Origin of the sequence: Falsiroseomonas algicola, from assembly GCF_011040385.1 — a bacterium.
Taxonomy (GTDB): Bacteria; Pseudomonadota; Alphaproteobacteria; order Acetobacterales; family Acetobacteraceae; genus Falsiroseomonas; species Falsiroseomonas algicola.
On sequence record NZ_JAAIKB010000001.1, the window covers coordinates 814,580 to 835,714 of the forward strand.

26 protein-coding genes are annotated in these 21,135 nt (G+C 70.6%); 19 read left to right on the forward strand and 7 right to left on the reverse strand.

Annotation, left to right across the window (positions count from 1 at the left end; translation table 11 throughout):
* Positions 1 to 3: 3 nt before the first annotated feature.
* Positions 4 to 501 (reverse strand): TRAP transporter small permease subunit, encoded by a 498-nt coding sequence (locus G3576_RS03875; RefSeq protein WP_164692976.1) that lies wholly within the window; start codon positions 499 to 501, stop codon positions 4 to 6.
* Between the two features lie 3 nt (positions 502 to 504).
* On the reverse strand, positions 505 to 1,590 hold the full coding sequence (locus tag G3576_RS03880; protein ID WP_164692977.1) for a TRAP transporter substrate-binding protein: 1,086 nt from the start codon (positions 1,588 to 1,590) through the stop codon (positions 505 to 507).
* A gap of 222 nt (positions 1,591 to 1,812) precedes the next feature.
* On the opposite strand from G3576_RS03880, the gene G3576_RS03885 reads away from it, so the two are divergent.
* The 6 genes from G3576_RS03885 (at position 1,813) to G3576_RS03910 (ending at position 8,083) form a co-directional block, all read left to right on the forward strand.
* Positions 1,813 to 4,305 carry a PAS domain S-box protein gene (locus tag G3576_RS03885; protein WP_164692978.1) on the forward strand — a complete coding sequence of 831 codons (2,493 nt, stop codon included), beginning with the start codon at positions 1,813 to 1,815 and terminating at the stop codon, positions 4,303 to 4,305.
* Positions 4,306 to 4,386: 81 nt separating this feature from the next.
* Positions 4,387 to 5,769, forward strand: a complete 1,383-nt coding sequence (locus tag G3576_RS03890; RefSeq protein WP_164692979.1) for a dihydroorotase — start codon at positions 4,387 to 4,389, stop codon at positions 5,767 to 5,769.
* Positions 5,770 to 5,774: 5 nt separating this feature from the next.
* A complete protein-coding gene (locus G3576_RS03895) occupies positions 5,775 to 6,269 on the forward strand; it encodes a GlcG/HbpS family heme-binding protein (protein ID WP_164692980.1) in 495 nt (164 codons plus the stop codon).
* Complete coding sequence (locus tag G3576_RS03900) at positions 6,256 to 7,236, forward strand: Bug family tripartite tricarboxylate transporter substrate binding protein (protein WP_164692981.1); 981 nt, start codon at positions 6,256 to 6,258, stop codon at positions 7,234 to 7,236. Before G3576_RS03895 ends, G3576_RS03900 begins: the two co-directional genes overlap by 14 nt.
* Positions 7,237 to 7,245: 9 nt before the next feature.
* Entirely contained in the window at positions 7,246 to 7,488 is a 243-nt protein-coding gene (locus tag G3576_RS03905) for a hypothetical protein (protein WP_164692982.1), read from the forward strand.
* Between the two features lie 19 nt (positions 7,489 to 7,507).
* Complete coding sequence (locus tag G3576_RS03910; RefSeq protein WP_164692983.1) at positions 7,508 to 8,083, forward strand: carboxymuconolactone decarboxylase family protein; 576 nt, start codon at positions 7,508 to 7,510, stop codon at positions 8,081 to 8,083.
* Here G3576_RS03910 and G3576_RS03915 read toward each other — a convergent pair.
* Positions 8,078 to 8,752, reverse strand: a complete 675-nt coding sequence (locus tag G3576_RS03915) for a hypothetical protein (RefSeq protein WP_164692984.1) — start codon at positions 8,750 to 8,752, stop codon at positions 8,078 to 8,080. The genes G3576_RS03910 and G3576_RS03915 overlap by 6 nt on opposite strands.
* Positions 8,753 to 8,951: 199 nt before the next feature.
* Between G3576_RS03915 and G3576_RS03920 the strand changes: the two genes are divergently transcribed.
* The 6 genes from G3576_RS03920 (at position 8,952) to G3576_RS03945 (ending at position 13,590) form a co-directional block, all read left to right on the forward strand.
* Positions 8,952 to 9,128, forward strand: coding sequence for a hypothetical protein (locus tag G3576_RS03920; RefSeq protein WP_164692985.1), 177 nt, complete (start codon positions 8,952 to 8,954; stop codon positions 9,126 to 9,128).
* On the forward strand, positions 9,125 to 10,072 hold the full coding sequence (locus G3576_RS03925; protein WP_164692986.1) for an N-carbamoyl-D-amino-acid hydrolase: 948 nt from the start codon (positions 9,125 to 9,127) through the stop codon (positions 10,070 to 10,072). The genes G3576_RS03920 and G3576_RS03925 overlap by 4 nt, the downstream gene beginning before the upstream one ends.
* Before the next feature lie 144 nt (positions 10,073 to 10,216).
* On the forward strand, positions 10,217 to 10,606 hold the full coding sequence (gene pyp, locus G3576_RS03930) for a photoactive yellow protein (protein WP_328728390.1): 390 nt from the start codon (positions 10,217 to 10,219) through the stop codon (positions 10,604 to 10,606).
* Positions 10,603 to 11,757 carry an AMP-binding protein gene (locus G3576_RS03935; RefSeq protein ID WP_164692987.1) on the forward strand — a complete coding sequence of 385 codons (1,155 nt, stop codon included), beginning with the start codon at positions 10,603 to 10,605 and terminating at the stop codon, positions 11,755 to 11,757. Before pyp ends, G3576_RS03935 begins: the two co-directional genes overlap by 4 nt.
* A gap of 43 nt (positions 11,758 to 11,800) precedes the next feature.
* Positions 11,801 to 12,769: an N-carbamoyl-D-amino-acid hydrolase gene (locus tag G3576_RS03940; protein ID WP_164692988.1), complete on the forward strand. Its 969-nt coding sequence runs from the start codon at positions 11,801 to 11,803 to the stop codon at positions 12,767 to 12,769.
* A 62-nt stretch (positions 12,770 to 12,831) separates the two neighbouring features.
* Entirely contained in the window at positions 12,832 to 13,590 is a 759-nt protein-coding gene (locus G3576_RS03945; RefSeq protein ID WP_164692989.1) for an SH3 domain-containing protein, read from the forward strand.
* 6 nt (positions 13,591 to 13,596) lie between these two features.
* On the opposite strand, the gene G3576_RS03950 is transcribed toward G3576_RS03945, so the two are convergent.
* Entirely contained in the window at positions 13,597 to 14,019 is a 423-nt protein-coding gene (locus G3576_RS03950; RefSeq protein ID WP_164692990.1) for a tetratricopeptide repeat protein, read from the reverse strand.
* The gene (locus G3576_RS03955) at positions 14,016 to 14,690 is read right to left on the reverse strand and encodes an aspartate/glutamate racemase family protein (RefSeq protein WP_164692991.1); all 675 of its coding nucleotides are present in this window, start codon (positions 14,688 to 14,690) and stop codon (positions 14,016 to 14,018) included. The genes G3576_RS03950 and G3576_RS03955 overlap by 4 nt, the downstream gene beginning before the upstream one ends.
* A gap of 263 nt (positions 14,691 to 14,953) precedes the next feature.
* Between G3576_RS03955 and G3576_RS03960 the strand changes: the two genes are divergently transcribed.
* A complete protein-coding gene (locus G3576_RS03960) occupies positions 14,954 to 15,409 on the forward strand; it encodes a DUF983 domain-containing protein (RefSeq protein ID WP_164692992.1) in 456 nt (151 codons plus the stop codon).
* On the forward strand, positions 15,402 to 15,887 hold the full coding sequence (locus tag G3576_RS03965; RefSeq protein ID WP_164692993.1) for a UPF0262 family protein: 486 nt from the start codon (positions 15,402 to 15,404) through the stop codon (positions 15,885 to 15,887). The genes G3576_RS03960 and G3576_RS03965 overlap by 8 nt, the downstream gene beginning before the upstream one ends.
* Here the strand turns inward: G3576_RS03965 and G3576_RS03970 are convergent.
* Positions 15,884 to 16,135, reverse strand: a complete 252-nt coding sequence (locus G3576_RS03970) for a PepSY domain-containing protein (protein WP_164692994.1) — start codon at positions 16,133 to 16,135, stop codon at positions 15,884 to 15,886. The two genes, G3576_RS03965 and G3576_RS03970, sit on opposite strands and share 4 nt — an antisense overlap.
* 78 nt (positions 16,136 to 16,213) lie before the next feature.
* Between G3576_RS03970 and mtnA the strand changes: the two genes are divergently transcribed.
* Both mtnA and G3576_RS03980 read left to right on the forward strand, forming a co-directional pair.
* Positions 16,214 to 17,311, forward strand: a complete 1,098-nt coding sequence (mtnA, locus tag G3576_RS03975) for an S-methyl-5-thioribose-1-phosphate isomerase (RefSeq protein ID WP_164692995.1) — start codon at positions 16,214 to 16,216, stop codon at positions 17,309 to 17,311.
* 57 nt (positions 17,312 to 17,368) lie between these two features.
* Positions 17,369 to 18,340, forward strand: coding sequence for a Bug family tripartite tricarboxylate transporter substrate binding protein (locus tag G3576_RS03980; protein ID WP_164692996.1), 972 nt, complete (start codon positions 17,369 to 17,371; stop codon positions 18,338 to 18,340).
* On the opposite strand, the gene G3576_RS03985 is transcribed toward G3576_RS03980, so the two are convergent.
* Positions 18,333 to 18,560 (reverse strand): hypothetical protein, encoded by a 228-nt coding sequence (locus G3576_RS03985; protein ID WP_164692997.1) that lies wholly within the window; start codon positions 18,558 to 18,560, stop codon positions 18,333 to 18,335. The two genes, G3576_RS03980 and G3576_RS03985, sit on opposite strands and share 8 nt — an antisense overlap.
* Positions 18,561 to 18,867: 307 nt before the next feature.
* Between G3576_RS03985 and G3576_RS03990 the strand changes: the two genes are divergently transcribed.
* The 3 genes from G3576_RS03990 (at position 18,868) to G3576_RS04000 (ending at position 21,132) form a co-directional block, all read left to right on the forward strand.
* A complete protein-coding gene (locus G3576_RS03990; RefSeq protein WP_164692998.1) occupies positions 18,868 to 19,707 on the forward strand; it encodes a transporter substrate-binding domain-containing protein in 840 nt (279 codons plus the stop codon).
* A gap of 70 nt (positions 19,708 to 19,777) precedes the next feature.
* Positions 19,778 to 20,458: an amino acid ABC transporter permease gene (locus G3576_RS03995; protein ID WP_164692999.1), complete on the forward strand. Its 681-nt coding sequence runs from the start codon at positions 19,778 to 19,780 to the stop codon at positions 20,456 to 20,458.
* On the forward strand, positions 20,458 to 21,132 hold the full coding sequence (locus G3576_RS04000; protein ID WP_164693000.1) for an amino acid ABC transporter permease: 675 nt from the start codon (positions 20,458 to 20,460) through the stop codon (positions 21,130 to 21,132). The genes G3576_RS03995 and G3576_RS04000 overlap by 1 nt, the downstream gene beginning before the upstream one ends.
* The last annotated feature ends 3 nt before the right edge of the window (positions 21,133 to 21,135 follow it).

Here is a 21,135-nt window from a genome sequence, read left to right on the forward strand (position 1 = left end):
TCCTCAGCCGCGCAGGCGGGATGCGGCGCGCAGCGTCTCCGCCACGAATTGCAGCAGCAGCAGCGCGAAGCCCGCGGGGATGAAGGCCTTCAGGATGTAGCGCGCGGGGATGCCGCCGGGATTGGCCGATCCCTCATCCTGCCCGTAGCTCTGCATCACGTAGCGCCAGGACAGCTGGATCACGAGCACGCAGACGACGCAGCCCGCGATGCCCGCCACCAGGTCCACCAGCGCCTTCATGCGCGGCGAGAAGCCGGCATAGAGCACATCGACCCGCACATGCTCCCCATGCCGCAGCGCATAGGCCGCGCCGATCAGCGCGATGGGCGACATCAGGTGCCACTCCAGCTCCTGCGCCCAGACGGAGCCCAGCGAGAAGCCGTAGCGCAGCAGGACATTGCTCGCCATCACCAGCACGAGGGCCGCGACGGCGAGCGCGGAAAGCTGGCCGATGCGATCGACGATGTCGTCGATCGCGTCGGCCGCACCGGACAGTGTCATCGACTAACCCTGGCGGATCTTGCCGTGGTAGATCGCCTCGCTGTAGCCGGACCAGCTGTCGAACTGCGCCTTGTAGGCCATGTAGCTGTCATGCACGCGCTTCGTGACGGGATCGCGCGCCACGGCTTCCGCCAGCACGGCCGCGGTTTCCGCCCGCAGCGCCTCGATCACCGCATCGGGCAGCGGCAGCGCGGTCACGCCCTGGTTCCGCACCAGGTCCTGCATCGCTTCGGCATTGTTCTTCTGGCACCAGGCCTCGCTGATGACGTTGCAGGCCGCGACGGCGTTCTCGACGATCGCCTTGAGGTCGGCGGGCAGCCGGTTCCAGGCGGCCTTGTTGATGATGAGCTCGGAGGCCGTCGCCGTCTCGTGCCATCCCGTCGTGTGGTAGAACTTCGCCACGCGCTGCAGGCCGAGCTGGCGGTCGAGGAACGGCCCCACGAACTCCGCCGCATCGATCACGCCGCGTTCCAGCGCGGGGAAGATCTCGCCGCCCGGCAGCAGGCGGACATCGACGCCGAACTTCTGGTAGACGCGGCCCGCCAGGCCCGGGATGCGCATCTTGAGGCCGCGCAGATCCTCGATCTTCTCGATCGGGCGGCGGAACCAGCCGGTCATCTGCACGCCGGTGTTGCCGCAGAGGAAGGGCACCAGGTTGAAGCGGTCATAGACCTCCCGCCAGAGATCCAGCCCGCCGCCATCATACATCCAGCCGTTCAGCCCCTGGAAGTTCAGGCCGAAGGGCACGGCGGTGAAGTACTGCGCGGCGAAGGTCTTGCCGGTCCAGAAATAGGCGTTGGCGTAGTTCATCTCGACGATGCCGCTGCTGACGGCGTCGAAGCCCTCGGCCGCCGGGATGAGCTCGCCCGCGCCGAAGAACTGGATTCGGATGCGGTTGTTCGACATGCGCTGGATGCGGTCGATCAGGTCCCGCGCGCTGCCGGGGCCCGTGGAATAGAAGGCAGCCTGCGGGCCGTAGAAACTGGTCATGCGCCAGTTGAAGGTGGTCTGGGCGGTGGCGACCGCGGGCGCGGCCAGTGCCCCGGCGGTGCCGGCGGCGGCGCTGGCGATCAGGTTTCGACGCTGCATGGTCTCGTCCCGGTGCGTTACGCCGCGGTCATTAGCAATCGACGTGCCAGCAACCTTCTGGAGAAATTCTGTGCAAACGATCGCATCCACACGGTGCGATGGCCTTCTTCTTCATCGATCTGATCAATGAATCGGCACCAGCAACCCCTGACGTTCCTTTGAGTTGAGAAAGCGTATTGAACTGCGATGTTCGGTCCGCCCCGCGGAGGATCGTCTGAAAATATGGCTACGGCTTTCGGCCGAGGCGACATCGCACCCGCGCCCCTGCGACGCCGTCAGACCCGCGTGGACCTGCTGGGCCAGGTCGCCGCAATCCTGATCCCCGCCATCCTCTTCGCGATCTCCGCCGCCCATTCCTGGCACGCGACCTGGGACGATGCGGCGAGTGACCTTCGCCGTGGCGCCCAGACCGCGAGCGAATACGTCCGCCGTATCCTCGACAGCCATGCCCTGCGGCTCGACAGGGCGAACGATCTGCTGGCCGGTCTGGATGACGACGCGATCCGTGACCAGGAAGCGCGGCTGCACGGCGCCTTCGCCCGCATCGCCGACAAGGGCCCGGCCTCCACCTACCACATCTCGATCTTCGCCTTCGACGCCTCGGGTCGTCCCCTCGTCAGTGCCAGCCTCTATCCCGTGCCGCGCGATCTCGACCTCTCCGATCGCGAGTTCAACCAGGTGCTGCGCAATCCGGCGGAGCCGGAGCCGCATCTCAGCAGCGTGCATGTCGGCCGCATCGAACCCGATGCCTACTTCGCCTTGACGCGCCGGCGCGCGCCCTCCGGCAACCTTCCCGGCGGCACCTATGAGGGCGTGCTGAACTACTCCATCTATGTGGACGACATGGCGGAGAACCTCCGCCGCCTGGCGCTGGAGCCGACCGACATCCTGAGCCTGGTCCGGCGGGATGGCCGGGTGCTCGCGCGTTCCGTGCCGCCGCCGGGGGATCCGACGCAGTTGCGCATCTCCCGCGACGGGGATGTGCCGGCGAAGCTCGAGCGGAGCGAGGACTCCTTCCTGGCCCTGCGGGCGTCAGGCGTCGATGGCGTGCAGCGCCTCTCGGCCTGGCAGGCCGTGGCGGGGTATTCCGCCCATGTCGCCATCGCGCGCCCGCGCAGCGCCATCGTCAGCCGCTGGACGCGGAGCATCCTGCCACAGGGCCTCGCCGCCACCGGCGCGGCCGCGGCGCTGCTGGTGATCGGCGCCGCCCTCAACCGCCGCCGCCTGGCCGAGGAACGCGTCGCCGCGGGCCTCGCGGAAGCCAAGATCATCCTCGAGAAGCGGGTGGAAGAAAGGACCGCCGCGCTGGGCGAAGCCATGCAGCGGTCGGAGGATGCGGCGGCGGAGCGCGTCGCCATCCTGTCGCAGCTGGCGGAAGGCGTCGTCGTCGCGGATCGGGACGGCCGCATCGTCTTCATCAACGAAGCCGCCGCCCGCATCCATGGGACCAGCGAGCTCGGCGTCCCGCCCGAGCGCTATTCGGCCGCCTACACCCTGCTGACGGAGGATGGTCGTCCCCACCCGCCGGAAACCCTGCCCATGTTCCGCGCCGTGCGGCATGGGGAGGTCGTGACCGATGCGCGCTGGCGCGTGCGGCGTCCGGACGGGACGGTCGTGCTTGCCGCCGGCAGCGCCCGACCCCTGCGCGACGCCGCGGGCCAGCCCAACGGCGCCGTGCTGACGCTGCGCGACGAGACGGCGCGGGACGAGGCCGAACGGGCCCTCGCCGCCAGCGAGGCCGAGTTCCGCGCCATCTTCGATACCGCCGCCGCGGGGGTGACGGAGGTGGACGTGGCCACCAACCGCTACCGCCGCGTCAACCGTCGCTTCACCGAACTGGTCGGGCTCGACCAGGCGGAGATCATCGACCGTGGCCTCGGCCCCGATGACGTCACCCATCCCGACGACCGTGGCATCAACATCTCCCGCCTCGCCGCCTCGTCGGCGGAGGGACAGCGGGAGGGCGACAAGCGCTACCTGCGCCCCGACGGGACCGTGATCTGGGTCCGGATCAGCGCCGCCGTCGCCGCCCGGGATGCCGATGGCCAGCCGACGCGCACCGTCTCCATGGTGCAGGACATCACGGAGCGTCGCCAGGCGGAGCGCCGCCAGGCGCTGCTGGTCGCCGAGTTGAACCACCGCGTGAAGAATGTGCTGGCGACGGTGCAGGCCATCGCCAGCCAGACGCTGCGCGGCAGCCGCGGCGATCCGGCGCGCTTCGCCGAGGATTTCGCGGGCCGGTTGCGCGTGCTGGCCCATGCCCATGACCTGCTGACGGAAACCGCCTGGCATTCGGCCGATCTCGGCGCGCTGGCACGGGCGGCCCTGGCGCCCTGGATCGCCCCGGACGCGCCCGATCGGGTGGTGATGCGGGGGCTGGGGGGCGTGCGCCTCGACCCCCGCCAGGGCCAGGCCATGGTGCTGGCGCTGCACGAACTGGCCACCAACGCGGTGAAGCATGGCGGCCTGTCCCTCCCGGGCGGCCAGGTCCGGCTGGAGGCCGCCTGGCAGGGGGAATCGCTCCGCCTCTCCTGGCGGGAATCCGGCGGCCCGCCCGTCTCCGCCCCCCCTGCCCGGCGCGGTTTCGGCACCAGGCTTCTGGAACGCGGCCTGGCCTCGGACCTCGGCGCCGACGCCACGGTGACCCTCCGCTTCGCCCCCGCCGGCGTCGAGGCCGAGATCCTGTTCAGGCCGGAGGGCGAGGCCGCGCTGTGAAGCGCGGGGCGGCAAGGATTGGCGAAGCCCGCCCGGCAGCCTAGCCTGCGGGCCATCCTTGTCCCGAGAGGCCAGTTCCTGATGACCGATGCCCCCTATGACCTCCTGCTTCGTGGCGACCTCGTGCTGTCGGACCGCGTGGTGTCGGATGGTTACGTCGGCATCCGCGCCGGGCGCATCGCCGCGATCGGCGAGGGCGAGGCGCCGCCCGCCAAGGCGGTGGCGGACCACCGCGGCAAGGTGGTGATGCCGGGCCTGGTCGATGGCCACATGCACACCTCCAGCAGCACCGGCTGGCCGGGGATCGAGGGGGCCACCATGTCGGCCGCCGCCGGCGGCGTCACCACCGTCTGCGACATGCCCTATGATGTGCCGAACCCCGTGACCAGCGCCGCGATCTTCGCCGACAAGGTGGAGCATGTGCACCGCCTGTCGCATGTGGACATGGCGCTCTACGGCACCATCCGGAAGGATGGGGGGCTCGACGACATCGCCGCCATCGCGGAAGCCGGCGCCTCCGCCTTCAAGGTCTCCACCTACGAATACGACGCGCACCGCTTCCCGCGCATCGATCACCCGACCATGCTGGCGGCCTTCGCGGAGATGGCGAAGACCGGCCTGATGGTCGCCGTGCACAACGAGGACCAGGAACTCGTCGTCAAGCTGACGGAAGCCGCGAAGGCCGCGGGCAACACCAGCCCGATCTGGCATTGCCGCACCCGCCCGCCCCTGGCCGAGAGCATGGCGGATCTCGAGATCTTCGAGATGGCGCTGGAGACCGGCGCGCATGTCCACATCGCGCATTCCTCCATCGCGCGCGGCTTCGACCTGGCGCAGGTCTACCGGAAGATGGGCGCCAAGGCCTCCGGCGAGGCCTGCATCCAGTACCTCTGCATGACGGAGGAGGACATCGTCCGCCTGCAGGGCTTCGGCAAGTGCAACCCCCCCTTCCGCACGGCGGAGGAGGTGGAGCGCATGTGGGAATCGCTGAAGGCCGGCACCATGGCCTACATCTCGACGGACCATGCGCCCTGGCCGAAGCCCAAGAAGCAGTATACCGGCGACATCTTCGCGGTTGGCGCGGGGCTGACAGGGCTGCAGAGCTTCGCGCCGCTGATGTACACGCTGCTGGTCGAGCGCGGCCTGCCGCCGACCGTCATGGCGCGGATGTGCAGCGAACAGCCCGCGCGCTACCACGGGCTCGATCCCGTGAAGGGCGGCATCCGCCTCGGCGCCGATGCCGATTTCTGCATCCTGGAGACCGGCGACTTCGTCTTCGACGAACGCATCATCCAGGACCGGGAGGATGCGCGCTGGTCGCCCTATCACGGCCGCCCGATGAAGGCGCGTGTCGCCAGCACGATCCTGCGTGGGCAGGAGATCTGGAACGGCACGGAGGTGAAGGCCAAGCCCGGCACCGGCCGCTTCGTGCCCCGCCAGCACCGCCGCAGCGCGCTGGACTGACGGCGATGGGGGGCGACTACTACGTCAGGCACCTCGCCGTCGAACTGCCGCTGGCCTATGCGGAGCGCATCGCCGATGCGACGCTGGCGGCGGGGCGGGAGGCCGGGCTGCTGCCGCTGACCGTCGTCGTCCTCGATGCCGGCGGCCACATCATCGTGCTGAAGCGGGAGGATGGGTCCGGCATCCTCCGGGCCGAGATCGCCCGCGGCAAGGCACATGGCGCGCTCGGCATGGGCATCGGCAGCCGCGTGATCCGCGACCGGCTGAAGGAACGCCCTGCCTTCCAGTCGGCCATTGCGGCCGCCAGCGATGGCCGCTTCATCCCGGTGCCAGGCGGCGTGCTGATCTGCCGCGCGGACGGCGCGGTGATCGGCGCCGTCGGGGTCAGCGGCGATGCCTCCGACAAGGACGAATATGCGGCCATCGCCGGCGTGCGCGCCGCGGGCCTCACCCCCCATCCCGATAACCCCGTGGAGAATTGGCGCGATGCCGGTCTTTAGCCGACGTTCCCTGCTAGCCCTCGCGGGCTCGACCCTGGCCGCGCCCGCGCTGGCGCAGACCTTCCCCGCGCGCCCCATCCGCCTGGTGATCCCCTTCCCCGCCGGCGGCCCGACCGACGTCTATGCCCGCTTCTACGCAGACCGCATGACCCGCGAACTCGGCCAGCCCGTGGTCACGGAAAACCGCGGCGGCGCCGGCGGCGCGATCGGGGCGCAGGAGGTGATGCGGGCGAGGCCCGACGGCCACACCCTGCTCTTCGGCACCGCCTCCACCCACGCGCTCTACAACCTCGTCACCGCGCAGCCGCAATACGACCAGGCGAAGGACTTCCTGGCGGTCGCCACGCTCGGCGGCGGTCCGCTCTGCTGGCTGGCCAACCCCTCGCAGCCCGGCACGCTCGCCGCCTTCCTGGCCGCCGCCCGCAACGCCCGCCCGCCCATGGCCTATGGGTCGCCCGGCACGGGCACGCTCATGCACCTCGCGACCGAGATCCTGAAGCGGGAAGCGGGCGGCGTTGAGATCAGCCACATCCCCTATCGCGGCGCCGCGCCGGCGATGAATGACCTGGTCGCCGGCACCCTGGCGCTGGCCGTGAATACCCTCGGCGCCGGGCTGCCGCTGCACCAGGCCGGGCGCGCGCGCATGCTGGCCGTGGCGTCGGCAGCCCGCGCCGCCCAGGCGCCGGATGTGCCGACGGCGGCGGAGGCGCTGGGCCGCCCCGGCTTCACCGCCGTCCTGTGGCACGCCGTCTTCGCCCCGCCCGGCCTGCCGGAGCCGATCATGGCGCGACTGTCGGAGGCGACGAACGCGGCACTTGCGGATGGCGCCTTCCGGGCCCAACTCGCTGGCGCCGGGATCGAAGCGGCGGCCCCCGGCACACCGGCCTCCGCCGCCGCCTTCATCGCGGCGGAGACCGCCCGCTACCGCCCCATCGTTGACGCCATCCGCCCCGAACTAGAGAGCTAGCACCGCACCATGGCGCGCTCGCCCCGCCGCGACGATCCCTTTCGCGACCCGGCCGATGACGATGAGCGGGAGTATGCGCCGCCGTCGAAGCGCGCGACCGCGATCACGATCGCTATCCTGATCTCCGCTGGGTTGACTCTGATCGCCTACTTCATTCTGGAATTGAGCGCCGAGGACCTGGGCGGTATCTGGGTTGCCAGCGTCATCGGCGTTATCGGCTTCGTCCTGGCGCGCGCCCGGCTGTGGCGTTGAAGGCATCGGAGGCCGTGTCATGCCCAACCCCGCCATAACTCCCCTGCCACGCGCTGCCATGGAGCCGCGCTGGCGAAGCGTGGCCGAAACGGCCGACCAGATCCGCGGTGAGTCGACGCTGATCGAGGTGCTGGCCCAGGCGCCGGAACTCCTCGCCTGGTACTATGACGGCTTCTACGCGGAGGTCTTCTTCAAGGGCCGCGTCGAGCGCCGGGTGAAGGAGGTGCTGCGCCTCAGCCTCTCCATCATCCATGGCTGCGCCTTCTGCAACAAGGGCAACACGAAGTCGGCGCTGGATGCCGGCGTGACGCCCGCGCAGATCGACGCCATCGGCGACATCGACAACCCCGTCTTCGACGACCGCGACCGCGCCGTGATGCGCCTGGCCGCGGAGATGGCGCTGCCCAACATGCAGGGCGAATGCACGCCCGCGCTCCAGGCCGAACTCCGCAGCTTCTTCAACGAGGCCGAGATCGTCGAACTCGCGATGGTCGCGGCCGTGCTGACCGGCATGGCGAAGATGCTCTTCGTCTTCGACCTGGTCAGCCGCGAAGCGACCTGCCCCATCGGCCCGCGCTCGCAGCGCGCCTCATAGCGGTTCGATCCGCCAGCCGAACTCGCCCCGGCGCAGCATGACGGGCTCCGGCCCCGTCATCTCGGGCGGGCTGCCCCGCCAGGCGCAGAGCAGCGCCTCCTCCTCCCCGGTCCAGCGCCAGAAGGTGAAATGCGCGTAGCGTTCGACGCCCTGGCGCGGCACGTGCTGCCAGGTGCGGATGACGCCGCCCCGCGACAGGTCGAAGACCTCGATCCCGTTCAGCGCCGCATAGGTGGAGGGGGACACCGACACCATCCAGCCAAGCGAGGCCGAGAATCGTGGCAGGTGCGCCAGCGATTCGCGCTGGCCCTGGATGGCATCCACCCACAGGTGATCGGCATGCTCGTAGTGCTGGCGCTGCACCAGGTAGCCACGCGGCGCCGCGAAGGCCGCGACCAGCCGATGCGTCACGCACTCGACATGGTCCGACGACTCCGCACAGGCGGGATGATCCGCCAGCCGGATGGGGCCGAGTTCTCCCTGAAGCACCAGCGTGCCGCCGTCCCGCCGCGAAAGGGCCGGGGCCTCTGCCGTGGGCAACGGCGTGGCGGCGCCGAAGCCGGGCCGTTCGATGAAGGGATCGCCTTCGCCCGCGCAGGGCGCCTCCGCCATGGCCAGGGCGGGCAGCAGGATCAGGGCCATCAGCAGGGATCGCATGGTCGCCATCATGGCATCGGCTCCTTGCCGATTCATCGCCGGCGCGGCGGCCGGGCTGACTCGGGCCCGCGCGGGCGCTACACCCGCTTCCATGGCCCCTGAACCCCGCCGCCCCCCCGGCCAGCGCTGGATCAAGCGCCCGCCGCGCCCCTCCCGCGCCGCGCCGCCAAAGCCGCAGTCTCGGGTGAAGCCGGGCCGGACGCAGTTGTTCATGGCGGTCGGCACCGGTACCGCGGCGGGCATCGTCGCCGTCATCCTCGCCCAGCTCGCCGGGGCACGCCCCGGCATCCCCGGCTTCGCCTTCGGCGCCGGCTTCTGCCTCGGCTTCATCCTGCTCTGGCGCGGCTTCGGCGGCACCACGCAGGACATCAAGGACCTCTTCCGATGACCCGCAAGCTGATCATCGCCGGCGCGCAGCTCGGCCCCATCCAACGCGCCGATAGCCGCGCCGCCACCCTCGCACGCCTCATCGCGCTGCTCGAACAGGCGGCGGCGAAGGGTGCGAAGCTCGTGGTCTTCCCCGAACTCGCCTTCACCACCTTCTTCCCGCGCTGGCCGATGGAGCGCGATGCGCCGGAGCTGCTGGGCTGCTTCGAAGCCGCCATGCCGAACCCGCAGGTGCAGAAGCTGTTCGACCGCGCGCGCGACCTCGGCGTCGGCTTCTACGTGGGCTACGCCGAACTCACGCCCGATGGACACCGCTTCAACAGCGCCATCACCGTCGGCCCCGATGGCGAGATCCTGTTCAAGTACCGCAAGATCCACCTCCCCGGCTCCGACCACGTGAAGGAAGGCCAGAAGTACCAGCAGCTCGAGAAGATGTATTTCGAGTATGGCGACATGGGTTTCCCCGTGCAGCGGGGCCCGGAAGCCTGGGGCCGCCCCGTGCTCGGCATGCTGGTCTGCAACGACCGCCGCTGGCCGGAAGGCTGGCGCTGCCTCGGCCTGCAGGGCGTGGAGCTGGTGATGGTCGGCTACAACTCCGCCGCCTATGACCCGAATGGCGGGGAGAGCGAGAGCGAGGAACTGCGCACCTTCCACTCCATCCTGGCCGCGCAGTCCAATGCCTATATGAACGCCACCTGGGCCATCGCCGTCGCCAAGGCGGGCGTGGAGGATGGCGCCGGCCTGATCGGCGGGTCCGTCATCGTCGATCCCAACGGCCAGGTCGTGGCACAGGCGAAGACCAAGGACGATGAGGTGATCGTGGCGGAGGTCGATTTCGACGCCTGCCGCCAGGGCAAGGAGAAGATGTTCAACTTCGCCCAGCACCGCCGCCCGCAGCACTACCGCCGCATCGTGGACCAGGTGGGCGCGGAGGCGCCGGCCTGATCCACGCCCGTGATGAATTCGCGGCAAGGAAGACAGGGCGCGGTCGATGACCGCCCGTCTTCAACCCTTCCTTAGCCGCCGTCTCCTAGCCTGCGTCGGCCCGTCGATGGATGGCGGGCCCAGCCTCGACAAGGGAACGCAGCGGTGGACGGCAGCCTCGACCTCATGAGCTTCGCCAAGGGCGATATCGACAACGTCCTGTCGGGGATGTCGTCCAACGACATCGACCGCCTGGCCTTCGGCGCGATCGAGCTCGACCGCACCGGCAAGGTGCTTCGCTACAACTCCGCGGAGGGCAAGATCACCGGCCGCGACCCGAAGGCGGTGATCGGCAAGAACTTCTTCACCGAGGTCGCGCCCTGCACCAACCGCCCGGCCTTCCGTGGCGAGTTCGACAAGGGCGTCGCCGCCGGCAGCATGAACACGATGTTCTCCTACACCTTCGACTACCAGATGAAGCCGACGCAGGTGAAGGTGCACATGAAGAAGGCCATCGCGTCCGACACCTACTGGGTTTTCGTGAAGCGCCTGTGAGCGTCACGGCCTGGTGGCAGGCGGAGGAGGCGCGCGCGCGCTTCCTCGCGGACCTGATCGCCGCGGAGGTCGCGCGGCTGCGCCCGGGCGAGCCTGCGGCGGCGCCGCTCGACATGCTCGACTCGATTGAGCTTCTCTCGGTCGCCGCCGCCGTGTCCGAAGCACTCCACCTGCATGAAAGCGGGATCGAGGATCTGCTCCTCGCCCATCGCCGCATCGAGGATTGGCGCGCCATCGCGCGCGAGGCTCTCACCCGCTTCGATGCCGCGATCACCTTCCGCACCTCCGGCAGCACCGGGGAGCCGAAGCCCTGCACCCATGCACTGGCGCGGCTGGAGGCGGAGGCGGCGGGCCACGCTGGGCTGATCGGCCCTCGGCAGCGTGTGCTGTCCGCCGTGCCGTCGCATCACATCTACGGCTTCCTGTTCACGCAACTGCTGCCGCGGCATCTCGGCGGCCTGCCCGTGCTGGATTTGCGTGGCACCTCGCCCGCCGGCGTCGCCGCCAAGCTGCAGCCGGGCGACCTCCTCATCGGCCATCCCGCCTGGTGGGGCGCCGTGGCACGCTTCGCCCCCGGCGCCCTGCCGCCGGACATCATCGGCGTCACCTCCACCGCCCCCTGCCCGCCCGCCACCGCGATGGCACTGCGGGATCGCGGCCTGGCGCGGCTGGTGCAGGTCTACGGCTCGTCGGAGACCGCCGGCATCGGCTGGCGCGACACGCCGGACGGCCCCTTCACCCTGCTGCCTAGCTGGACGCGCGACGGCGAGGCCATCGCCGCGCCCGACCACCTCACCTTCCTGCCCTGCGGCCGCCGCTTCACCATCGGGGGCAGGGCGGATGGCGCCGTGCAGGTGGCGGGCCACAACGTCTTCCCCGCGCGCATCCGCGCGGCCCTCGAAGCCCATCCCGCCGTCGCGGCCGCTTCCGTCCGGCTGATGCGGCCCGAGGAAGGGGATCGCCTCAAGGCCTTCATCGTCCCCCGCGACCCAGCCTCCGATCTTGCTGTTCTGCGCGGAACACTCGCGGCCTGGGCGGAAGCGACCCTGGCGCCGCCCGAACGCCCCCGCGCCTGGCGCTTCGGGGCCGGGCTGCCGGAGGGCGCCATGGGCAAGGCGGCCGACTGGTCCTGCCTCGCGGAAGCGGGCTGACCGCATACTTCCGCGTGCCGCCCGCGCGCGGTAAGCATCGCGCATGACCTTCCGTCGCCTCACCGTCGCCGCCGCCCAGATGGGCCCCCTCCAGAAGGCCGAGGGCCGCGACGTCGCCGTCGCCCGCATGATCGCCCTGATGGAAAAGGCCGCGCGGCGCGGCGCGGAGGTCGTGGTCTATCCCGAACTCGCGCTGACGACGTTCTTCCCGCGCTGGCATCACGAGAATCTGGCCGACGCCGATCACTGGTACGAACACGCGCTGCCGTCCAACGAGACCGCGCCGCTTTTCGATGCCGCCCGCCGCCTGAACATCGGCTTCCACCTCGGCTACGCGGAGAAGACGCCGGATGGCCGCCGCTTCAACACCGCGGTCTATGTCCATCCCAACGGCCAGGTCGTCCTGAAGTACCGCAAGGTGCACCTGCCCGGCCACGCGGAATACGATCCCGTCCGCAAGGTCCAGCACCTGGAGAAGCGCTATTTCGAGCCGGGCGACCTCGGCTTCCCCGTGGTCCGGGCGCCGATCGGCGCGGCGGGCCCCGTCAATATCGGCATGATGATCTGCAACGACCGCCGCTGGCCGGAAAGCTGGCGCGTGCTGGGCCTGCAGCAGGTCGAACTCGTCATGCTCGGCTACAACACGCCCAGCCTGAACATGGAGAACCGGGGGTTCGAGGCGCATCACCTCCGCGTCGCCCATAGCCACCTGTCGATCCAGGCCGGCTGCTACCAGAATGCCTGCTTCGGCGTCGGCGTCGCCAAGGCGGGGACGGAGGACGGGCACGAACTCTTCGGCCATTCCATCATCGTGAACCCGCAGGGCGAGATCATGGCCCAGGCGACCTCCTGGGATGACGAGGTGATCGTCGCGGAATGCGATCTCGGCATGTGCGAGCTTGGCCGGAACACCATCTTCAACTTCGCCCGCCACCGCCGGCCGGAACACTACACCCGCATCACCGCCCAGACGGGCAGCGAGGCCCCGCCGGCCTGGACGCCGACGGTCTAGGCGGCCCCCCGGGCCCCGCGCTAAACCCCTGCCTGCACGCGCTCCACAGCGAAGGCTTCCGCATGACCGACCCTTCCGCCTACCCCGTCCTCTTCCGCGTCACCGCGGCGACCGAGCTGCGCGCGGGCCCCGGCGCGGACCAGAAGGCGGTGCGCGCGCTGCCGGCCGACCAGATCGTGGTGATGGTGGCGGAGGCCGCGGATGGCTGGATCCAGGTGGAGGCGCCCGGCGGCCAGCAGGGCTTCGCCCCCGCCGGCCTGCTCCGCCGCCAGGTCGCCGGCGCCAAGTCGCCGACCCATGTGACGGAAACCTTCCCCTGGCGGAACGTGGATCGCGTGAACCGCGACCCGAAGATGCTGCACACCGCCTTCCGGGACCGCGCGCTGCGCGTCGTCGCCCGCCTGAACGCGGAAGGCATCCCCTTCGGCATCTATGAGGGCATGCGCGGCCCCTGGCGGCAGAACCACCTCTACGCCTCCGGCCGCAGCCGGTCCGGCCGCATGCTGACGCCGGTGCAGGCCTGGAACAGCCTGCACCAGTTCGGCCTGGCGGCCGACTTCGTGCTGGCCCTCGAAGGCCGCTGGTCCTGGGACGCGGATGAGGGCCAGTCCTTCATGTGGGACCGCCTGGAAGCCGTCGGCCGCGACGAGGGCCTGGTCTCCAAGCCCGGGGAGCGTCCGCACCTCCAGCTCGATGGCATCACGGTGGAGGATCTCAAGGCCGGCAAGCTGCCGCCCGGTGCCGACCCCACCTGGATGACCGCCTTCACCTGGATCACCGACAGCTGGGACGGCAAGCCGGCCGGCCCCAAGCTGAAGTAAGTCCGCCTATCTGGCGCGGGCGATGTCCCGCGCCAGCGTCTCCCGCTCCGGGCAGTTGCCGCAGCTGTTCATGAGCTGCGCCAGATTGGCTTCCGCCCCCGCGCGATCCCCCATCTCCAGCAGCAACGCCCCCTGGTAGGCCAGCGCCCCGGGGTGGTTGGGATTGCTGCCCAGCGCCTGGAGGTAGGCCTCCATCGCCGCATCCCGGTTGCCGAGGCGGCGCTGCGCGAAGGCGATATAGACCAGGATGTCCGGATCCCCCGGCAGCCGCGCCAGCGCTGATTCCAGCACCGGCAGGCCGAGTTCGTAGCGCCCGCTTTCGACCAGCCGCGCGCCCTCCGCCACCTCCGCATCGCCGGGCGGCGTCGGCGGGACGGCCAGCGCGGGCGCGGCCAGCAGGGCCAGCGCCAGCACCGCCGCGCGCCTCATTCCGCCGCCTGCGCCAGCGCCGGGCGCCCGGCCACCACGGCCTGGATGGCCAGCGCCGTGGCCGCCTGGCAGGGCTCGATCACCGGCACCCCGCAGGCCGCCTCCACCGCCGCGCGATGCGCCGCCATCCCCGCGCAGCCCAGGATCACCGCCTCCGCCCCCTGCTCCACGATGCGCTTCGCGGTCGCGATCAGGGCGGCGCGCGGCGCCACCGGGTCCGTCAGCACATCCATGGGCAGGTTCAGCGGGATGTGGCCCGCGAGCCGCGCCTCCACCCCCATCGCCGCCATGGAACGGCGCTGCCGCGCGATGGAAGGATCGGCGAAGGCGATGATCCCGAAGCGGTCGGCCCGGGCCAGGGCGGCGGCGATGGCGCTGCGCAACGGCCCGAAGACCGGCGCCCGCGTCACGGTCCGCACCGCGTCCACCCCGGGGTCCGACACGCAGGCGATCACATAGGCCGCGGCCGGCTCCCGCTGCACCAGCTGGCAGAGCGGCTCCGCCACGCCGAACCAGTCCCGCCAGGTGACGACCGCCGGCGGGCCATCCCGCAGATCCGTCACCTCCAGCCGCGGCATCCCCGGCGCCGCGAAGCCCGCCAGGGCGTCGGCGATGCCCCGGGTGCAGGCCGCGCTGCTGTTCGGGTTGATCACCAGGATACGCTCCGCCATCGCCCGTCTCCCTGCTGAAGGGCGCAGCCTTCCGACCCGCCGCCGCGTTGCCCCACCATCCCGGGTCTCGCCCTGCCGTTCAAGCGGCGAGCGATGACAGCGGGCGCTGCCTTGCCACCCTGCCATGCAACCGCAACGCTTGATCCCGCCCGGGCGCCACGCCATGATGCACTGCACAATTGGCGGGGCACGCCTGGGCTTCCCGGCCGTCACCGACGGCCGCGCCCCGGATGGGGCCACAACGCCGGAAGGAACGCCTCATCATGCGCTGGGAGCCCGATCGCTCGGCCGCCGCCCTGCCCTATACGCCCCCCACCAGCCTCTGGCAGGCCGCGGGGCGTGGCTTTCGCAACCGCTGCCCGGTCTGCGGCGTCGGCAAGGTCTTCTCCGGCTACCTCACGGTGGTCAAGGAATGCTCCAACTGCCACGCGCCGCTCGGCCGGCTGCGGGCGGATGACGCGCCGCCCTACTTCACCATCTTCGTCGCCGGCCATTTGCTGGTGCCGCCGGTGCTGTGGATCGAGAAGGCCTACCAGCCGCCCATGTGGCTGCACATGGTGGTCTGGCTGCCGGCCTTCACCATCGCCTGCCTGCTGCTGCTGCGCCCGATCAAGGGTGCCACGGTGGGCTGGATGATGCGGCTGGGCTTCGACGGCACGGAACACGGCAACGACCCGATCCCGCCCCCGCGCCCGGCCCCCGGAAGGCCCGATGCCTGACCGCGTGCATGGCCCCCGCGACCTCGTCAGCATCGTGCTGCCGGATGCGACGCCGCTCCCCAGCCCCTATGCCGAGGCCGATCGCCGCCAGGCGGTGGAGGATCTGCTGGCCGGCAACCGCTTCCTGCCCCAGGGCCTGCCGGACGGCCCCTATGGCCTGGCCATCGCCGTCCGCGACGGCCGCCTGATCCTGGATATCCGCGACGCCCAGGACCAGCCGCTTCACGCGCTGGTCCTGGCGCTCGGCCCCTTCCGCCGCCTGATCAAGGACTATCACCTGGTGGTGGAAAGCCACGAGAAGGCGGTGGCCGAGGGCGGGTCGGAAGCCCGCATCCAGGCGATCGACATGGGCCGCCGTGGCCTGCACAACGAGGGGGCGGAGCTGTTGACCGCCCGCCTCGCCGGCCGTGTCGAGATCGATTTCGAAACCGCGCGCCGACTCTTCACCCTGGTCTGCGCGCTGCATCAGCGGATCTAGCGCTGGCGCGGCTCGCCGCTGACAGGGTCGAGGCGCAGTTCCACCTTGCGGCCGTCCCGGGTCCGGTATTCCACCTTCCAGTAGCCGTCATCGTCCCAGTCGAGCTCGGACAGATACGCGAAATCCGGCCGCTGCTCGATCATCCGCAGCACCTCGGAGGCCGGGCGCGCATTGCCGGGGGGCGGCGCGGCGAAGGCCGGCAGGGCGAGGCTCGCGGCGAGAAGGGCGGCGGTCAGGGTCTGGCGCATCAATCGTCCTTTCTTAGTCCCGCCCCTGGATGAGGAGGCACCGGGCATGGTTCAAGGCAAACTCTTCGGGAGACAGGCATGAAGATCGACGGCACCCCCTATCGCAGCGTCTGGGTCGACCAGGCCGATGGCTGGTCCGTCCGCATCTTCGACCAGACGAAGCTCCCCTGGTCGCTCGACATCCTGCGCCTGACCGATGAAGACCAGGTTGCGACCGCGATCCGCTCCATGCAGGTGCGCGGCGCGCCGCTGATCGGCGCCGTCGCCGCCTATGGCGTGGCGCTGGCGCTCCGCGCGGATGCCTCCACCGCCCATCTCGACCGCGTCGTGGCGATGCTGGGGGAGACGCGGCCGACCGCGATCAACCTCCGCTGGGCGCTGGCCCGCATGCGCGCCGCGCTCCACAACCTCTCGCCGGCCGAGCGCGTCGCGGCGGCCTATGCGGAGGCCGCCGCCATCTGCGACGACGATGTGGAGACCTGCCGCCGCATCGGCGAACACGGCCTGCCGCTGCTGCAGGACATCGCCGCCCGCAAGCAGCAGGGCGAGCGCGTGAACATCCTGACCCATTGCAACGCCGGCTGGATCGCGACGGTGGATTACGGCACCGCCCTCTCCCCCATCTACCAGGCGCATGACGCCGGCATGGACGTGCATGTCTGGGTGGATGAGACGCGGCCCCGCAACCAGGGCGCGGCGCTGACCGCCTGGGAACTCGGCCGCCACGGCGTGCCCCACACCGTCATCGCCGACAATGCGGGCGGGCACCTGATGCAGCATGGCGAGGTCGACATCGTCATCGTCGGCACGGACCGCGTGACGCGCAGCGGCGATGTCGCCAACAAGATCGGCACCTACCTCAAGGCGCTGGCCGCGCGGGACAATGGCGTGCCCTTCTGGGTCGCCCTCCCCCACTCCACCCTCGACATGACGGTCGCCGACGGTGTCGCGGAGATCCCGATCGAGGAGCGCAACGCGGCGGAGGTCACGGACCTCACGGGCCGCACGCCGGATGGAAGGATCGAGACCATCCGCGTGGTCGCCGAGGGCAGCGCCGCCGCCAACCCGGCCTTCGACGTCACGCCTGCGCGCCTCGTCACCGGCCTGATCACGGAGCGTGGCCGCTGCGACGCCTCCGAGGCCGGGCTGCGCGCCCTCTACCCCGACAAGGCCTGATGGCGCTTCCTGCTGCACTGCAATAGGCTTTCCGGCGCAACGCCGGAGAGCCCCTGCATGACCACCCGCCGCGCCCTTGCCGCCCTTGCCCTCGGCACGCTCGCCGCCCCCGCCGTGCTGGCGCAGCCCGCCTGGCCGCGGCGGCCCGTGCGCATGCTGGTGGGCTTCGCGCCCGGCGGCTTCACGGACATCGTGGCGCGCGGCATCGCGGAGCAATACGCCAGCGCCTTCGGCCAGCCCTTCGTGATCGAGAATCGCTCTGGCGCCTCCGGCACCCTCGCCGCCGATGCCGTGGCGAAGGCGAACCCCGATGGCTCCACCCTGCTCTTCGGCCACTCCACGCCGAATGCGGTCGCCGCCGCGCTCTTCACCAACCTGCCCTATGACCCGCTGCGGGATTTCACGCCGGTGGCGCAGGTGGCGGTGCATCCGCATCTCCTCGTGGTGCCGGCTTCCTCTCCGCATCGCACGACGGAAAGCCTGATCGCGGCGGCGAAGGCGCAGGCGGGTGCCGTCTCCTACGCCTCCTCCGGCATCGGCTCCGTGCACCACCTGGCCTGCGAGATGCTGGCCAAGGCCGCCGGCGTGCAGCTGACGCATGTGCCCTATCGCGGCAGCGCGCCGGCCATGGCGGACCTCATCGCCGGGCGCGTGGACATGACGATCGACGGCGTCTCCGCCGTCGCGCCGCAGATCGCCGATGGCAAGCTGCGGCCGCTTGCCGCCGGCACGCTGGCGCGCATCGCGCGCTACCCGGACCTCACGACGCTGCGCGAACAGGGCTATGGCGACATCGATGCGATGAGCTGGGTCGGCGTCTTCGGCCCGCCCGGCCTGGCGCCGGAGATCGTGCAGGCGCTGTCCCAGGCAACGGACCGCGCCATGCAGGCACCCGGGCTGCAGCGCGTGCTGGAAGGGGGCGGGTCGATCCCCGCCGACCGTCGCGGCGCCGCTTTCCGCGACTTCATCGCCGCCGAGATCGATCGCTACAAGGCGGTGCTCGGCGATGGACGCATCCCGGTCACCTGATGGGGTTCAGGGGCCGCGCCGTTCCGCGGCCCTCCTCCGGCCCGGCGCCATCCAGCATCCAGAGCCCCGCGACCAGCGACACCCCACCCAGCCCCGCCAGCACCGCGGCGAAGAAGGGCGGCACGCGGCCAGGCAGCGTCGCATCGCCCAGCACGAGCAGCACGGTCAGCAGGATGGCCATCAGGCCCAGCACGACGAGGGAGAGCGCAAACCGGGGCATCGCAGTGGTTCCAGGAGCCGTGGTGTCATTCAGCATCCCCGTTCTACGCAGCCGGTTTGGCGGGCACGGGCCGCTGCCGCGGCGAAAATGGGGCATGTGATCAGCGGCATCCTTCATCCTGCATACGAAAGAAGCGCAGGATTTTCCGTCACTTGCCCTCCGCACAGCCAATCCGCCCCCGCAGCGGGCATCGGGGGGCACAAAATCGGGTGAATTCTCGGTAATGCGCGCCTCCGCCGCGTGGCGCCCGCGGCCCAGCGGTGGGAGTGTCCCCCCGCCAGACCACCCCTATCCGGAGGCCCGCCCCATGCGCCGTACCCTTGCCGCATGCCTGCTTGCATTCAGCGCGCTCGCCGCCGCGCCCGCCAGCGCGCAGCAGCCGCCGCTGCGCTGCGCGGTGGACGGCACCTTCGCCCCCCACGCCTTCCCGCGACTCGAAGGCGGCGTGCAGGGCTTCAACATCGACCTGTTCCGCGAAGCTGCCCGCCGCATGGGGCGGGAACTGACGATCGACAGCGCCAGCTTCTCCGGCCTGGTGCCCGCGATGAATGCCGGCCGCTACGACTTCCTCTGCGCACCCACCACCGCGACGGCGGAGCGCGCGGCGAACATGCTGTTCACGGAAGGCTATCTCTACACCGCCTTCCAGTTCGGCATCCGCCGCGGCAGCGCGCCGATCCGCAGCATGGATGACCTTCGCGGCAAGGCGATCACGGTGAACAAGGGCAGCGCCTATGACGCCTGGGCCGCCGCGAATGCCGCGCGCTACGGCTTCACCGTGCAGACCTACGACACGCAGACCGATGCCGTGCAGGCCGTGGTGTCCGGCCGCGCCTACGCCAATCTCGGCGGCAACACCGTCGTGCGCTACGCCGCGACGCGCACGCCGCAATTCGTCGCCGACTTCGTCATGACGGATACGCGCGCCCACTGGTCCGCGCCGCTGCCGATGGGCGCGACCGCCATGCGGGTGGAGCTGGAGAACGCGCTGGAGTGCATGAAGCGGGACGGCACCATCGCGCGGCTGTCGCAGCAATGGTTCGGCACCGCGCCCGCGGCCGACGACGCCGAGAACACGGTCTTCCCGGGCACCGGCGTGCCCGGCCTGGCCGGCTACGACCCCACGCCCCGCGAACCGCGTTGCTGATCCTGGCGGCCACGACGCCCTCTTCCCCCCTGCGGGGAAGAGGGATGCCTGAAGCCGGAGTCCCCGCCGCATGACGGGCTGGGAAAAATTCGCCTTCTCCTTCCTGAACCCCCAGGTCGCGGCGGACTACACGCCGAAGATCATCGAGGGTCTCGGCCTCACCATCCTGCTGGCCGCCTGCATCATCGCCACCGGCCTGGTGGCGGGGCTGGTGCTGGCGACGATCCGCGCGCTCGGCATCCGGCCGCTGAACTGGCTCATCATCTTCACGGTCGATGTCTTCCGCGCGCTGCCGCCGCTGGTCATCATCGTGCTGATCTATTTCGGCCTGCCCAATGCCGGCATCGACTTCTCCGGCTTCGGCGCCACCTGGCTCGCCCTCTCGCTCGTGCTCATGGCCTTTGCGGAGGAGATCTACTGGGCCGGCATCTGCGCCGTGCCCGCGGGGCAATGGGAGGCTTCGCGTGCGCTCGGGCTCCGCTTCCTGCCGACGCTGTTCCGCATCGTGCTGCCGCAGGCCATCCGCATCGCCATCCCGCCGCTGGTCAACCGCACCATCGCCATCACCAAGGGCACGGCGCTCGGCTCCGTCGTCGCGGTGGCGGAGATCCTCGGCGCCGCGCAATCCGCCATGGCCTTCTCCGGCAACCCGACCCCGCTGACCCTCGGCGCCATCGCCTACATCATCCTCTTCCTCCCCGTCGTCTTCGCCGGGCGATGGATCGAGACGAAATTTGCCTGGAAGCGCTGATGGAAGACTTCATCGAGACCTTCCTGAACCTCGACATCGCCCGCCAGGCGAGCCCGATCCTCATCCAGGGCTTCATCCAGACCTTGCTGCTGGCGGCGATGACGGTGCCGCTCGGCCTCGGCGCCGGGATCGTGCTGGCGGTGCTGTCCACGCGCAGGAATCCCTGGCTGCGCTATCCGCTGATGGCCTTCGTCGATTTCTTCCGCGCCATCCCGCCGCTGGTGCTGCTGATCTTCCTCTATGCCGGCCTGCCCTTCGCGGGGCTCGACCTCGGCGCCTGGGGCGCGGTCGCGCTCGGCTTCCTGCTGAACACCGGCGCCTACTACGCGGAGATCCTGCGCGCGGGGATCGAGAGCGTGCCGCGTGGCCAGCCGGAGGCTGCGCGCGCGCTCGGGCTCCGCCCCTGGCAGGTCTGGGTCTTCGTGGTGCTGCCCCAGGCCGTGCGCAACGTGCTGCCCGACCTCATCAGCAACACGCTGGAGGTGGTGAAGCTCACCTCCATCGCCAGCGTCGTGGCGCTGCCCGAACTGCTCTTCCAGGCCCGCCAGGCGCAGAGCGTGACCTACAACGCGACTCCCATCATGGTCGCCGCGCTGGCCTACTTTCTTCTGTTGTGGCCCTGCGTCCGGCTGCTGTCGCGGCTGGAGAACAAGCAGATCGCGGGGAAGCGATAAGGC